Raw genomic sequence first — 14,953 nt, 5'->3', positions numbered from 1 at the left:
CGGCCGCACGCTCGAGCGACTGGGCGCGGCCGGCCAGCGCACGCGCGCGCTCCTCGCTCGTGCGCAGCGTCAACCGCGCCTCGGTCTCGCGCGCTCGCGCGGCCGCGGCACGTCCCGAGGCCTCGTCCCGCTCGGTCGCGGCGGCCTCGATCTGGTCGTCCGACTCGGCCGGGTCCGCCTCGGCGTGCTCGAGGCGCTCGGCGAGCTCGGCGAGCTCGGCCTGGTCCGCCGTGAGCCGCTCGGTCGCCTGCGCGAGCGCGGCCTGCGCGCGCTCCGCCTCGGCACGTGCGGAGCGCGCGGCGGAACCCAGGTGCCCGAGCTGCTCGGCGACCGCCGCCAACGCCGCGTCGGACTCGTGCAGGCGCTCGAGCGTCGCCTCGTGACGCCCGCGCGCCTCGTCCTCGGTGCGCTGGGCGGCGACGGTCTCGAACCGCGTGCGCTCGAGGTCCGCGATCGCGGCGGCGAGGCGCGTCCGGGCGTCCTCGAGGGCGCCCTGGAGCTCGAGCGCGCTCGGCGCCGACGCCGAGCCGCCCCAGGCGCGGACGGCGCCCAGCAGGTCGCCGGCACGGGTCACGGCCGTGAGCTCCGGATGCTCGGCGACGAGCGCCCGGGCCCGCGCGAGGTCCTCGACCACCACGACGCCCTCCAGCAGGTCCGTCACGGCGGCGTGGACAGCGGCCGTGGCCTGGACGAGGCTCACCGCCGGGACGACGCCGTCCGGCAGTGCCGCGCGGGCAGACGCTTCCGGCCGGGTGTCCGAGCCGACGACGAGGGTCGCGCGCCCCGCGTCCTCCGCACGCAGCCAGCGCAGCGCGTCGACCGCTGCCCCGACGGACTCGACCACGACCGCCTCCGCGGCCGGACCCAGTGCTGCCGCGAGCGCGTCCTCCCACCCGGCGTCGACCGTCACCAGCCCGGCGAGCGTGCCCAGGGTGCCCTCGAGCGCATCGGCCGCGAGGAGCGCTCCCGCGCCGTCCTTGCGCACGAGGCTCATCTCGAGGGCCTCGACGCGTGCCGACCACGTGGCGCGCTCCCGCTCGGCCACCTGCTCGGCCTCACGCAGCTCGACGACGGCGCGCGACGCGGCCTCGAGCGCCTCGACGGCGGCCTCGTGCTCGGCGTCGAGCCCCTCCTCACCCTCCTCCACGCCCGCGACCTGCGACTCGAGGGCCGCGAACTCGACGCTCGCCTGCTGCCCCCGACGCTCCGCCTCCGTGACCGCCTCGCGCAGGCGGCCGATCTCCGCCTCGGTCGCCTCCACGCGACTGCGACGCGCCGCGACCTGGCCGGCGAGCCGCGCGAGCCCCTCACGCCTGTCGGCGACGGCGCGCTGGAGGGCGGCGACGCGACGCTCGGCGTCGTGCGCGAGCTGCTCGAGCTCGGTGCGCTGCGCCGTGGCCGACTCGACCGCGACGCGCGCGAGGTCCACCTCGGCCGCGAGCTCGGCCTCCGCCGCCCGGGCGCGCTGCGCCTGGGCCTCGAGGTCGTCCGGGTCGCGGCCCGAGCCGCCGTCGTCGTGCGTCGAGCCGAGCAGGCGCAGGCGCTCGCCCGCGAGCGTGGCCGTGCCGCGCAGGCGTTCGCGCGCCGAGGAGAGCCGGTACCAGACCTCGCTCGCCTCCGACAGCTGCGGCGCCGCCTCGGCCGCGGCGACCTCGAGGGCACCCAGGCGCGTACGGGCGGCCGCGAGCTCACGCTCGACCTCGGCCCGGCGCTCGCGCAGCGCGGTCTCGTCGGCGATCTCCTGCTCGAGGGTCGCGGTGAGCTGGGCCAGGTCGTCGGCGAGGAGCCGCGCGCGCGCGTCGCGCAGGTCCGCCTGGACCGTCTGCGCCTTGCGCGCGACCTCGGCCTGCTTGCCCAGCGGACCGAGCTGACGGCGGATCTCGCTCGTGAGGTCGGTCAGGCGCGTGAGGTTCGCCTGCATGGCCTCGAGCTTGCGCAGCGCCTTCTCCTTGCGCTTGCGGTGCTTGAGGACCCCGGCGGCCTCCTCGATGAACCCGCGCCGGTCCTCAGGCGTGGCTCGGAGCACCGCGTCGAGCTGCCCCTGCCCGACGATCACGTGCATCTCGCGACCCAGACCCGAGTCCGAGAGCAGGTCCTGGATGTCGAGGAGCCGGCAGGGCGAGCCGTTGATGGCGTACTCGGAGCCGCCGCTGCGGAAGAGCGTGCGCGAGATCGTCACCTCGGAGTAGTCGATCGGCAGCGCGCCGTCGGCGTTGTCGATCGTCAGGCTGACCTCGGCGCGTCCGAGCGGGGCGCGGCCCGAGGTGCCCGCGAAGATGACGTCCTCCATCTTGCCGCCGCGCAGCGACTTGGCGCCCTGCTCGCCCATCACCCACGCGAGCGCGTCGACGACGTTCGACTTCCCCGACCCGTTGGGCCCGACGACGCACGTGACACCGGGCTCGAAGTGGAGCGTCGTCGCCGAGGCGAACGACTTGAAGCCCCGCAGGGTCAGGGTCTTGAGGTGCACGGGCGCAGCCTAGGAGGTCCGGGCGGCGGACCTAGGACGTCGCGGCCGCGAGCCCCGGGAACCAGAGCTCGATCTCACGCGCGGCCGACTCGGGCGAGTCGGAGCCGTGGACCAGGTTCTGCGTGACCGCGAGGCCCCAGTCGCGGCCCAGGTCGCCGCGGATCGTCCCGGGGGCCGCGGTGGTCGGGTCGGTGGTGCCCGCGAGCGAGCGGAAGCCCTCGATCGCGCGCTGCCCCTCGACCACGGCGGCCAGGACGGGACCCGAGCCCATGAACTCCACGAGCGGGCCGTAGAACGGCTTGCCCTCGTGCTCGGCGTAGTGCGCCGCGAGCAGCGCGTCGTCGGCGCGGCGCAGCTCGACCGCGACGAGCGTGTACCCCTTGGCCTCGATCCGTCGCAGGATCTCCCCCACGAGGCCGCGGCGGACGCCGTCGGGCTTGACCAGGACGAGGGTGCGCTCGGGAGCCGTCATGGTCGCCCACCCTAGCGGCGACGGACGTCAGGCGAGACCGAGGCGCTCGCGCCGCTCGCGGTCGATGCGGCCACCGAGCCGCAGGGCGACGACCCAGAGCACCACGAAGATGCCGCCGACGACGAACATCGTGGGCACCGCGAGACCGAGACCGAGCAGTCCGAGCTGCAGCACCGAGCCCGCGACGTAGGCGCCGGGCCACCGCAGCAGCCCCGCCACCACCACGAGCGCGAGGCCGAGGCTCGCGCCGATCGCGACGAGCACCTCGGGCGGCGCGACCCGCAGGCCGTAGGCGACCAGCACCGCGAAGAGCACGACGAACGCCTCGAGCACGAGGATGGTCGAGGCGAACTGCCGCCGGGCGGAGCGCGGCGGCGCGGGGGGCGTGCCGTCCTGCCCACCCGGCCCCGGCGTCGACGCGTCGTCGGGCTCGGCTGCGCTCATGGCGGCAGGCTACCCGCGGTCCGACGGCGCCGGTCCGCCCCGCCCGTCGGGAGCGGGCACGAGGTCCGGGGCGTCGTCGGGCACGTCGACCGGCGCCGGAACGGCGAGCGCGGAGGGAGCCGCCACGGCCTCGCCCCGGGCGATCATCCCCGCCTCGCCCGAGAGGGTGATCTCGCGCAGCAGGAGGGTGAGCACGAAGCCGACCGCGACCAGCGGCACGAGGTACCAGAACGCGGGCGCGAGCGCGTCCGCGAACGCGTCGACGACGCCGTCGCGCACGGGTGCGGGGAGATCACGCACCACCGCCGGCGTGAGCGACTGCGCTCCCCCGTCGCCGCCTCCGGCGCCCGCGCCCAGCACGGGCGTGAGCCGGTCCATCAGACGCGTCGTGAAGACGCTGCTGAACAGCGCGATGCCGACCGCGGCCCCGATCTCGCGGAAGAAGTTGTTCGCGCTGGTCGCGGTCCCGATCTCGTGCGGGTCGACCGAGTTCTGGACCGCGAGGACGATCGTCTGCATCACGAGGCCGAGCCCGGCGCCGAGCACGAAGATCATGGCCCCGAAGAGCAGCATCGAGATGTCACCGGTGAGCCGCGTGAGCCAGACGAGCCCGAGCGTCGTGACGGCCATGCCGACCACCGGGAAGACCCGGTAGCGCCCCGTGCGCGTGATCGCGATGCCCGAGCCGATCGAGGTGAGCATCACCCCCGCCATCATCGGCAGCATGAGGAAGCCCGACTCGGTCACACCGGCCCCCGTCGCCATCTGCAGGAACGTGGGCAGGAAGCTCAGCGCGGCGAACATGCCCATGCCGATGATGAGCCCGACCGACGTCGCGATCGCGAACGTCCGGTTGCGGAACAGGTGCAGCGGGAGCAGCGGCTCCTCGGCGCGACGCTCGACGGCCACGAAGCCGACGGCGGCGAGCCCGGTCAGGGCGAGCAGCCCGCTCAGACGCGGGTCGGACCAGTCGTACCCGCCGCTCGCGATGCTCTCCCAGCTCGTGACGAGCACGAGGCCCGAGGTCGCGACGACCATGAGGGCGATCCCGGCCCAGTCGACCCGGCGGCGGCTGCGGTGGCTCGGCAGGCGCAGGGCGAACCAGGCGACGGTGAAGGCCGCCGCACCGATGGGCACGTTGAGCCAGAATGCCCAGCGCCACGTGAGGTGGTCGGTGAAGAAGCCGCCGAGCAGCGGCCCGAGCACCGCGGCGACGCCGAAGAGCGCACCCATGGGCCCCATGTACTTGCCGCGGTCCTTGGCCGAGACGACGTCGGCGATGATCGCCTGCGACAGGATGATCAGCCCACCACCGCCGAGGCCCTGCACGGCGCGCCACACGACGAGCTCGGCGAACGTGCTCGCGAGCGCACCGCCCACCGAGGCGAGCGTGAAGAGCCCGATCGCCACGAGGAACGGCCAGCGTCGGCCCCACAGGTCGCCGAACTTGCCGTACAGGGGCATCGCGACCGCGATCGCCAGGATGTAGGCGGTCATCACCCAGCCCTGGTGGGCGACGCCGTCGAGCTCGCCGACGATCGTGGGCATCGCGGTGCCCAGGATCGACTGGTCGAGCGAGGACAGGAACATGCCGGCCATGAGGGCGCCGAAGACGAGCCAGACCGTCCGTGGTGTCAGGACCACGAGCGGGGCGTCGGCGGGCGCGCCGCCGTCGGTGGCGGCTCGGGGAGCGGGTGCGGTCACAGGTGTCTCCTCGTGGGGCGGCGGGCCCCGCGGTGCGGGCCCGACCGGTGCGGGTCAGGGGTGGGGCGCGAGGCCAGGACGGGCAGGGGTCAGTCGGCGAGCAGGTCGCGCAGCCGCGTGACGACGCCGGGGACGAGCTCGCTCACCGGCCGCTCCTCGTCACCCGCAAACCACTCGACGAAGCTCGCGCGCACGAGCGCGAGCACGAGGGCGGTGGCGGCCTCGACCTGAGGATCGCCGACCGCGGCCCCCAGCCGGGTCGCGACGAGCTGTGCGACCTCGAGATGGTGCCGGTGGAAGGCCGCCACCTGACGCGTGAGGAGCGCGGGCTCGCGCTCGGCGAGCTCCATCGCGCACGCGATCCGGTGCCGCGCGACCGGGTGCCGGTCGACGAGCGACTGCACCAGGGTCGTCACGTCGGCGCCGAGGCGGCCCGTGGGCCCGCCCGCCGCGAACACCCGCGTCGCCTCGTCGTCGAGGCGCCAGGGCGGCAGGCCGAGCACGGCGTCGTCCTTGGACTCGAAGTAGTTGAAGAACGTGCGCGTCGAGACCCCGGCACGGCGGCAGATCGCGTCGACGGTCACGGCCTCGAGGCCGTCGGCCTCCACCAGGGCGTGCGCCGCGTCGACGAGCGCGTCGCGACGCGCGCGCTTCTGCCGCTCCCGCAGGCCCAGGGCCACCTCAGGCTCGGCCGGGGCGGCCTCCTCAGTTCCTTGCACGTCTGCAAGATTACACCCGATGCAAGATTTCCCCGTGCGACGTGAGCGTGACCGTCGTCACCCCTGCTCGAGGTCGCCCTCCAGCAGGCGCACCACCTCCGCCACCGCCTCGGCAGCCCCGTCACCGCTCGCCTCGACCTCGACCTCGGCACCACCCGACGCCCCGAGCGCCATGAGCTCGAGCACGCTGGTCGCGTTGGCTCCCCCCACCCGCACGGTCGCGGGCATCTCCGCGACCGCGCGCGCGAGCAGGGCGGCCGGCCTCGCGTGCAGACCGACACCCGGCGCGAGCACCGCACGTGCGCGGTGCACCTCGGCCTCGGGAGCGACGGCCGACGGGGTCTGCGGCCCGCCGTCACCGCGCGCGTCCGAGGCCGGCCCCTCGGGCGCGAACATCCGTCCGGCGCCGACGGCGGCCCGCTCGACCGCCGCGAGGTCCCCGCCCTGCTGAGCCTCGACGGCTGCGGCGACGGCACCCTCGACGAACGGCGCGGACGGCACCCGCACCGCGTCGGCGCCCCCGGTGCTCTCGGCCTCGAGCAGCTCGAGGGCCGTCTCCGCCGACATGACCGCCGAACCGAGGTCCGTCAGCACGACCACGCCGGCGACGGTCTCGAGGGCCGACCCGATGGCCTCGACCACGACATCCACGTCCGTCCCGATGCCGCCGTGGGCGCCACCGGCGGGGAGGACGAGGACGTCGGGTGCCATCTGCCGCGCGATCTGCGCGGCGCCCTCGGCTGCCGCGGCGGCGTGCGACACGAGGACCAGCCCGACGGTCACCTCACCTCGGTCGGCCATGTCACCGCTCCTCCGGCACCGTCGCCTCGACCGCCGCACGCAGCACCAGCGCCGAGGACGCGGCACCCGGGTCGAGGTGGCCCGCGCTCCGCTCGCCGAGGTAGCTCGCCCGCCCCTTGGTCGCGACCATCGGGATCGTCGCCTGCGCGCCCTCGTCGGCCGCACGCGCCGCCTCGGCGAGCACCTCACGCGGCGAGCGGGCCGCCGTCACCGCCTCGGTGGCCGCCGCGACGGCGGCGCTCCACGCATCGACCATCGTCTTCTCGCCCGGCTGGGCCTTGCCCCGCGCGACGACGCCCTCGAGCGCCGACTCGAGGAGGGCGAGCACCGCGGCCGAGTCGAGCTCGGCGAGACCGCTCACCTTGGCGGCCCGGAGGTAGGCGGTGCCGTAGAGCGGGCCCGCGGCACCGCCGACGGTCGACATCAGCGTGGTCGCGACGACCCGCAGCACGTCGCCCACCTGCGCGGGCGGCTCGTCGAGGCCGTCGAGGCGGACCACGACGGCCCGGAAGCCGCGGTCGAGGTTCTCCCCGTGGTCGCCGTCACCGATCCGGCGGTCGAGCTCGACCAGCTCGTCCCGGTGCTCGGCCACGAGCTCGGCGGTGCGCCGCACCCAGCGCAGGGCCCAGGCCACGTCCACGGTCATGCTCGCTCCCTCACGTCGTGCCGGTGCCCCCCGCGTTCGTACGTCGCGCCGTCCGGTGCCTCGGGGCTCACCACCGCAGCGCGACCGTGTGCACCGGAGCGTCCCACAACGCCGTCGTCTCGGCATCGAGGCGGAGCACCGTGACCGAGGCGCCCTGCATCTCGAGCGAGGTCACGTAGCTCCCGACGAGCGAGCGCGTGACGCGCGCACCGCGGGACTCGAGCAGGCGCCGCGCGTGCCGGTAGACCACGTACAGCTCCGAGACGGGCGTACCCCCCATGCCGTTGACGAGGAGCAGCACGTCGTCCCCCGCGGCGAGCCCCAGGTCGTCCGCGACGGGGTTCGTGAGCATCTCGGTGATCTCGTCCGCCGGCGCCATCGCGCGCCGGTGCCGGCCCGGCTCGCCGTGGATCCCGATGCCCACCTCGATCTCGTCCTCGGTCAGCTCGAAGCTCGGCGTGCCGGCGTGCGGCACGGTGCACGCCTCGAGGGCGACGCCCATCGAGCGCACGTTCGCGACGACGCGCTCGGCGATGTCCGCGACGGCCGCCAGGTCGTCGCCGCGCTCGGCGGCCGCGCCCGCGATCTTCTCGACCGCGAGCGTCCCGGCGACCCCTCGCCGCCCGGCCGTGTACAGCGAGTCCTCGACGGCCACGTCGTCGTTGACCACGACGGTCCGGACCTCGACGCCCTCGGCGTCCGCGAGCTCCGCGGCGGTCTCGAAGTTGAGCACGTCCCCGGTGTAGTTCTTCACGACGTGCAGCACGCCGCGGCCGCCGTTCGCGGCGACCGTCGCCGCCGCGACGGGGTCCGGGGTGGGTGAGGTGAACACGGGACCGGGGACGGCGGCATCGAGCATCCCGCGACCCACGAAACCGACGTGCAGCGGCTCGTGGCCGCTGCCACCTCCGCTGACGAGCCCGACCTTGTCGCGCACCGGCGCGTCGGCCCGGACCACGTAGAGCGGGTCGGGGTGCACCGTCACGACGTCCGCGTGGGCCAGCCCGAACCCCTCGAGCGACTCCTCGACGACCCGCGCCGGGTCGTTGATGAGCTTCTTCATCGCCGCTCCTCCCGTCGGCCACCGCGGGGACCGCCCGCGGTGGCTCAGCCCCGGCCGAAGAGGATCCTCGCCTCGGCCGCCATCGTCACCGAGCCTGTCACGACGACGCCTGCTCCGGTAGGTGATCCGTCGGTCCCCTGCTCGGCGAGCTCGACCGCGCGCGCGACCGCCTCGTCGAGCCTCTCGGCGGTGTGCACCCTGTCCTCCCCGAACACGTCGACGGCGATCTCCGCGAGGTCCTGCACGTCCCACGCCCGGGTCGAGCCCGAACGCGTGACGACTACCTCGGCGAGGGCGGGCTCGAGGAGCGAGAGGATCGTCTCGGCGTCCTTGTCCTCGAGCACGCCGACCACACCGACGACGCGGCTGAACGTGAACGCCTCGTCGAGCGCCGCCACGAGGGCCTCGACGCCCGCGGGGTTGTGGGCGGCGTCGACCAGCACCGCGGGTGAGCTCCGGACGACCTCGAGCCGTCCCGGTGAGTCGACCCCCGCGAAGGCGGCCTCGACCGCCTCGGCCCCGAGCGCACGCCCGCCGCGCAGCAGCTGCTCGGTCGCCGCGAGCGCGACCAGGGCGTTGTGCGCCTGGTGGGCACCGTGCAGCGGGAGCAGCACGTCCGTGTACACCCCGCCCGTGGTGCGCAGCGAGAGCAGCTGGCCGCCCACGGCGACGGTGCGGTCCACGACCTCGAGGTCGACACCCTCGCGCACCACGCGCACCCCGTGCTCGGCGGCAGCGGTGAGCACCACGCCCTCGGCCTCCTCGCGCTGCTGGGCGAGCACCACGACGGAGCCGTCCTTGATGATCCCCGCCTTGGCGCCGGCGATGTCCACGAGGTCGTGCCCGAGCCAGCGCTCGTGGTCACGCGCGATCTGCGTCAGCACCGCGACGTCGGCGTCGACCACGTTGGTCGCGTCGAGCGTCCCGCCCAGCCCCACCTCGACCACGGCGACGTCGACGGGGGCGTCGGCGAACGCCGCGAGCGCCATCACGGTGAGCACCTCGAAGAAGCTCAGCCGCGGCCGGCCCTGCTCCTGCGAGCGCTGGTCGACCATGTGCACGTAGGGCGCGACGTCCTGCCAGACCTCGACGAACCGCTCGGGGCTCAGCGGCTCGCCGTCGACGCAGATCCGCTCGGTGACGCTGGTCAGGTGCGGGCTCGTGAACCGGCCCGTGCGCAGGCCGTGCTCACGCAGCAGGCGCTCGACCATGCGCGCGGTGGACGTCTTGCCGTTGGTCCCGGCCACGTGCACCACGCGATAGGCCTGCTGGGGGTCGCCCAGGAGCTCGCACACCTCGCGGATGCGGTCGAGCGTGTACTCGAAGTCGTGCTCGGGCGCGCGGTCGAGGATCGCCGCGTACACCTCGGCGAGGGCGTCGTCACGGGGGTCGGTCATCCGGCCATTGTGGTCCACCGACGTGCTCCGGGCCGACCGCGACCGGCCGTCCACGCCTGGTGGACGGCCGGTCGAGCCGGCACGGCGCTCAGACCGTCCGGCGCTCCAGCACGACCTCGACCTCCGCGACCTCGCCGGGCACCACGTCGAGCTCGACCGCGAGGGTCTCGCGCATGACGAGCTCACGGTGCGCCGCGATGGCCTCGGCCCTGTCCGCCGGCACGGTCAGCGTGAGCGCGATGCGGTCCGACACGTGCAGGTCGGCCGCGCGCCGGGCGTCCTGCACCTGCCGGACGACGTCCCGCGCCCAGCCCTCGGCGAGGAGCTCGTCGTCGAGCGCGGTGTCGAGCAGCACGACGCCGCCGTCGCCCAGCACCGCGGCCACCGCACCCGTTGCGGCGCCGTCGGCCACCACGGTCGTGAGCTCGTACTCGGCGGGCTCGAGCGGCACGTCACCCGCATCCGTGGTGACGACGACCGCGCCGTCGGGCTCGGTCCGCCAGGCGCCCGCCTTGGCGGCCCGGATGACGTCCTGGACCGCGCGTCCCAGGCGCGGGCCGGCCGCGCGCGCGTTGACCGCGAGGCGCTGGGTCACGCCGAGGGCGTCGAGACCCACCTCGGCGAGGTCGACGAGGGTGAGGTGCCGTACGTTGAGCTCGGCCGTGATGAGTGCGGTGTAGGGCTCGATCGCCGCGGGGGCGGGGACCGCGACGGCGAGCTCACGCAGCGGCTGGCGCACGCGGAGCCCGTGCGCCTTGCGCAGGCCGAGCGTCGCCGAGACCACCTCGCGCACCTGGTCCACCGCCGCCACGAGCGCGTCGTCGGCCGCCAGCACGCGGCCCAGCTCGGTGCGGACGTCGTCCGTCTCGAGCGCGGGCCAGTCCGTCAGGTGCACGCTGCGACCGCCGGTGAGGCCCCGCCACACCTCCTCGGTGGTGAGCGGTGCGAGCGGGGCCATGACGCGGCAGAGCACCTCGAGCGCGGTCGCGAGCGTCGAGAACGCGGCCTCGTCCTCGTCCCAGAAGCGCTGCCGCGACGTGCGCACGTACCAGTTGGTCAGCAGGTCGAGGTGCTCGCGCACCGACTCGCAGGCACCCGGCACGTCGTACGCCTCGAGCTGGGCCGTGGTGCGCTCGACGAGCGTCCGCGTCCGCGCGAGGAGGTACCGGTCCATCACCGGCAGCCCCGCGACGTCGTCGGCCGCGAGCGGACGCGCGACCAGGCCCTCGCCCCCGCGTGCGGCACCGGCGTAGAGCGTGAAGAAGTACCACGTGCTCCACAGCGGCAGCAGCACCTGCCGCACGCCCTCGCGGATGCCCTCCTCCGTGACGACCAGGTTGCCGCCGCGCAGGATCGGGCTCGCCATGAGGAACCAGCGCATCGCGTCCGAGCCGTCGCGGTCGAACACCTCGGTGACGTCCGGGTAGTTGCGCAGCGACTTGCTCATCTTGCGGCCGTCCGAGCCCAGCACGATCCCGTGCGAGACGGACGTGCGGAAGGCCGGACGGTCGAACAGCGCGGTCGCGAGCACGTGCAGCGTGTAGAACCAGCCACGCGTCTGCCCGATGTACTCCGTGATGAAGTCGCCCGGGTAGTGGTGCTCGAACCAGTCGGCGTTCTCGAACGGGTAGTGCACCTGCGCGAACGGCATCGAGCCCGAGTCGAACCACACGTCGAGCACGTCGGGGATGCGCCGCATGGTCGAGCGGCCCGTCGGGTCGTCCGGGTTGGGTCGCGTGAGCTCGTCGATGAACGGGCGGTGCAGGTCCGTGACCTCGACACCGAAGTCGGCCTCGAGCTCGGCGATCGACCCGTAGACGTCCGTGCGCGGGTGGGCGGGGTCGTCGCTCACCCACACCGGGATGGGCGTGCCCCAGTAGCGGTTGCGCGAGATCGACCAGTCACGCGCGTTCGCGAGCCACTTGCCGAACTGGCCGTCGCGGATGTGCTCGGGCACCCAGGTGATCTGCTGGTTGAGCTCGACCATGCGGTCCCTGAACTCGCTGACGCGCACGAACCAGCTCGAGACGGCCTTGTAGATGAGCGGGTTCCGGCAGCGCCAGCAGTGCGGGTACGCGTGGTCGTAGGTCTCGTGGCGCACGACGACGGCGCGCTGGGGCGGCGCGACCGCCGCGAGCGGGCCGCCGCCCGCCTTGAGGTCGGCGATGATCCGCGGGTTGGCCTCGAAGACCTGCAGCCCGGCGTAGTCGGGGACCTCGCCGGTGAAACGCCCCTTCGAGTCGACCGGGACGACGGGCGCGATGCCCGCAGCGTCGCACACCGCCATGTCGTCCTCGCCGAACGCGGGCGCGAGGTGCACGAGCCCCGAGCCGTCCTCGGTCGACACGAAGTCCCCCGCGAGCACGCGGTGCGCGTTCTGCCGACCCTCGAAGTAGCCGAACGGCGGGGTGTAGCGCAGGCCCACGAGCGCGCGGCCCTCGACCCGTGCGACCTCGCGCGGCTCGGCGCCCAGCTCCCGGGCGTAGGCGGCCAGGCGCGAGGCCGCGAGCAGCACCTTCTCACCCGCGAGCGGGCCGTCGTCGGGCACGACCGTCACGTACTCGATGTCCGGGCCCACCGCGAGCGCGAGGTTGGACGGGAGCGTCCAGGGCGTAGTGGTCCACAGGAGCGCGAGCTCGCCGGTCTCGAGGCGCACCCCGACGGTGAGCGCAGGGTCCTGCCGCGAGGCGTAGACGTCGTCGTCCATCCGCAGCTCGTGGTTGGACAGCGGCGTCTCGTCGCGCCAGCAGTACGGCAGCACGCGGTAGCCCTCGTACGCGAGGCCCTTGTCGTAGAGCTGCTTGAACGCCCAGACCACGGACTCCATGTAGGACAGGTCGAGGGTCTTGTAGTCGTTCTCGAAGTCGACCCAGCGCGCCTGGCGCGTGACGTAGTCCTGCCACTCGTCGGTGTAGCGCAGCACCGACTCCCGGCACGCCTTGTTGAACGACTCGATGCCCATCTCGTCGATCTGCGACTTGTCGGTGATGCCGAGCACGCGCTCGGCCTCGAGCTCGGCCGGCAGCCCGTGGGTGTCCCAGCCGAAGCGCCGCTCGACCCGCTGCCCGCGCTGGGTGCGGTAGCGCCCGACGATGTCCTTCGCGTAGCCGGTCAGCAGGTGCCCGTAGTGCGGCAGGCCGTTGGCGAACGGCGGGCCGTCGTAGAAGACGAACTCGTTCGCGCCGTTCTCGCCCGCGGGGCGCTGCTCGATCGACGCCGCGAACGTGCCGTCCTCGCGCCAGTGGTCGAGGACCTCGCGCTCGAGCGCGGGGAGGTCCGGGGAGGCGGGGACGACGGCGTCGTCGGGGCGGTGCAGCGGGTAGCCCATGAGAGGTGCTCCAGGTGTGTCGAGCGGTCCGGCCTGGCTGCGAGGACGACCCGCGCCGCACCGAGTGCCCCGGTACGGCACCGCGCCGCGGTACCACCTCGCTTGCCGCCGCACGTGCGACGACCGCTCGTCGAAGGCTGTGACGGGCCCACCCGTCCGGTTCTACTGAGGCCCCGCACCTCGCGGTGCGCGACCCGTTCTTCCGGAGGCTCGCCGGTGATGGCCGGGTCGACGCCTGTGCGCCCGATGCTACCCGCTCAGCGCGTCGCACTCCCGTCACGGCGGTCGCGGACCGCGACGGTCGAGGTCGCGGCGTCGCGGATCACGAAGAGCTCCGTGGCCTCGAGCAGCGCCGAGAGCTTCTGGTAGCCGTAGTTGCGGGGGTCGAGCGACGACTGGTTGGCGATGTGCTGCCCGACGGTGGAGACCCGCGCCCAGCCCGCCTCGTCGGCGGCGCTCTTCACGGCGCGCCGCAGCAGCGTGACGAGAGCCGTGTCCTGCTTGAGGTGAGACGTCGGCACAGGTGCGCGGGTGCGGTTCTCGGCCCCTGCCGGTGCGGAGGCTGCGGCCGGACCTGCATCGTCCTCCAGCCTGTCCATCACCAGGAACCGAGAGCACGCGTTCTTGAACGGCGCGGGCGTCTTGTCGTCCCCGAACCCGTAGACCGAGGCTCCCCGCTCTCGCAGGTGCATCACGAGCGGGGTGAAATCGCCGTCCGAGGAGACGATGGCGAACGCCTCAGGCTTCTCCGTGTAATGCAGCGCGAGCGCGTCGACCACGAGCGCCATGTCGCTCGCGTTCTTCCGCGCGCTGTAGTCGTACTGCTGGATCGGTCGGATCGCCCGCTCGAGGAGCAGGTCCGCCCACCCCCGCAGGCTCGGCTTCGTCCAGTTCCCGTAGGCCCGCCGGATGCTGGTCTCCCCCGCCGCCGACAGCTCGTTCAGGATCACGTCGATCCCGCGCGGGGAGGCGTTGTCGGCATCGATGAGCAGCGCGATCCGCGCCCGCGGCGTCATGGCAGGAACGTAGCGCGCTCCCGGGGCTTGCGGTTGACGCGACGTCAACTCCTAGCGTCGGGTGGGTTCGCACAGGAGGTGCACATGACGACGACGGACGGCGTCGGCCCGGCCGACGAGCTCCCGATCCAGGAGGTCACCCGGCTCACGGGGACCACGAGCCGGACCCTGCGGCACTACGACGCCATCGGGCTGCTCGCGCCGTCCCGGGTGGGACCGGGGGGCCAGCGCTGGTACGGACGCGCGGAGCTGCTCGTGCTCCAGCGGATCCTCGTGCTGCGCTCGCTCGGCCTGTCCCTGGCCGCGATCGGGCGCGTCGTCGGGCAGGACGAGGACCCGGTCCACGCGCTGCGCCACCACCTGGGACAGCTGCGGTCCGAGCAGCATCGGCTCGAGCGCAGGGCGCGTTCGGTCGAGCGGACGATCACCGCACTCACGACGGGAGGGCCGATCATGGCCGAGGAGATGTTCGACGGGTTCGACCACACGCAGTACGAGGACGAGGTCACCGAGCGCTGGGGTGCGCGGGCCTACGCGGAGTCCGACAGGTGGTGGCGCGGGCTCCCCGAGGAGGAGAAGGCCGAGCTCGGGCGACGCACGGCCGAGCTCAACCGCGACTGGACGGACGCCGCCGCACGCGCGGTGGACCCCGCGTCCGACGAGGCCCAGTCCCTCGCCGCGCGTCACGTCGCGTGGCTCTCGACCTACCCGGGCGTGCCGGGCGGCCGGACGCCCGCACCCGAGTACCTGCTCGGGCTGGGCGACATGTACGTCGCCGACCCGAGGTTCGCCGCGAACTACGGCGGCGAGCGGGGCGCGGTCCTCGTCCGCGACGCCCTGCGTGTCCACGTCGAGCGCACCCGCTGACCGCCGGCTGCCCCCCTCCCGCCGAG

Annotated in this window: 12 protein-coding genes; 1 reads left to right on the top strand and 11 read right to left on the bottom strand. The window is 74.1% G+C overall.

Annotation, left to right across the window (positions count from 1 at the left end; genetic code table 11):
- From smc to GXB85_RS12525, 11 genes are all read right to left on the bottom strand, one after another.
- Window positions 1–2,470, bottom strand: a 2,470-nt coding sequence (gene smc, locus GXB85_RS12575) for a chromosome segregation protein SMC (RefSeq protein ID WP_161917999.1), incomplete at its 3' end; no start/stop codon positions are given.
- Window positions 2,471–2,501: 31 nt separating this feature from the next.
- Window positions 2,502–2,942, bottom strand: a complete 441-nt coding sequence (ndk, locus tag GXB85_RS12570; protein WP_161917998.1) for a nucleoside-diphosphate kinase — start codon at window positions 2,940–2,942, stop codon at window positions 2,502–2,504.
- A 27-nt stretch (window positions 2,943–2,969) separates the two neighbouring features.
- Window positions 2,970–3,386: a DUF4233 domain-containing protein gene (locus GXB85_RS12565; RefSeq protein ID WP_161917997.1), complete on the bottom strand. Its 417-nt coding sequence runs from the start codon at window positions 3,384–3,386 to the stop codon at window positions 2,970–2,972.
- A 9-nt stretch (window positions 3,387–3,395) separates the two neighbouring features.
- A complete protein-coding gene (locus tag GXB85_RS12560; RefSeq protein ID WP_370524214.1) occupies window positions 3,396–5,090 on the bottom strand; it encodes an MDR family MFS transporter in 1,695 nt (564 codons plus the stop codon).
- A gap of 89 nt (window positions 5,091–5,179) precedes the next feature.
- On the bottom strand, window positions 5,180–5,809 hold the full coding sequence (locus GXB85_RS12555) for a TetR/AcrR family transcriptional regulator (protein ID WP_161917996.1): 630 nt from the start codon (window positions 5,807–5,809) through the stop codon (window positions 5,180–5,182).
- 57 nt (window positions 5,810–5,866) lie between these two features.
- Window positions 5,867–6,610: a dihydroxyacetone kinase phosphoryl donor subunit DhaM gene (gene dhaM, locus GXB85_RS12550; RefSeq protein ID WP_202627926.1), complete on the bottom strand. Its 744-nt coding sequence runs from the start codon at window positions 6,608–6,610 to the stop codon at window positions 5,867–5,869.
- A 1-nt stretch (window position 6,611) separates the two neighbouring features.
- Window positions 6,612–7,256 carry a dihydroxyacetone kinase subunit DhaL gene (gene dhaL, locus GXB85_RS12545; RefSeq protein WP_161917995.1) on the bottom strand — a complete coding sequence of 215 codons (645 nt, stop codon included), beginning with the start codon at window positions 7,254–7,256 and terminating at the stop codon, window positions 6,612–6,614.
- A 67-nt stretch (window positions 7,257–7,323) separates the two neighbouring features.
- Window positions 7,324–8,319, bottom strand: coding sequence for a dihydroxyacetone kinase subunit DhaK (gene dhaK, locus GXB85_RS12540; protein ID WP_161917994.1), 996 nt, complete (start codon window positions 8,317–8,319; stop codon window positions 7,324–7,326).
- A 44-nt stretch (window positions 8,320–8,363) separates the two neighbouring features.
- Window positions 8,364–9,716 carry a folylpolyglutamate synthase/dihydrofolate synthase family protein gene (locus GXB85_RS12535; RefSeq protein WP_161917993.1) on the bottom strand — a complete coding sequence of 451 codons (1,353 nt, stop codon included), beginning with the start codon at window positions 9,714–9,716 and terminating at the stop codon, window positions 8,364–8,366.
- A gap of 88 nt (window positions 9,717–9,804) precedes the next feature.
- Complete coding sequence (gene ileS / locus GXB85_RS12530) at window positions 9,805–13,044, bottom strand: isoleucine--tRNA ligase (RefSeq protein WP_161917992.1); 3,240 nt, start codon at window positions 13,042–13,044, stop codon at window positions 9,805–9,807.
- A gap of 257 nt (window positions 13,045–13,301) precedes the next feature.
- Window positions 13,302–14,060: an NYN domain-containing protein gene (locus GXB85_RS12525; RefSeq protein ID WP_161917991.1), complete on the bottom strand. Its 759-nt coding sequence runs from the start codon at window positions 14,058–14,060 to the stop codon at window positions 13,302–13,304.
- Between the two features lie 84 nt (window positions 14,061–14,144).
- On the opposite strand from GXB85_RS12525, the gene GXB85_RS12520 reads away from it, so the two are divergent.
- Window positions 14,145–14,927 carry a MerR family transcriptional regulator gene (locus GXB85_RS12520; protein WP_161917990.1) on the top strand — a complete coding sequence of 261 codons (783 nt, stop codon included), beginning with the start codon at window positions 14,145–14,147 and terminating at the stop codon, window positions 14,925–14,927.
- The last annotated feature ends 26 nt before the right edge of the window (window positions 14,928–14,953 follow it).

Source organism: Cellulomonas sp. APG4 (assembly GCF_009996735.1).
Lineage (GTDB): Bacteria > Actinomycetota > Actinomycetes > Actinomycetales > Cellulomonadaceae > Actinotalea.
The sequence above is the reverse complement of the archived record's forward strand: the minus strand, read 5'-3'. Positions and strand labels throughout refer to the sequence as shown.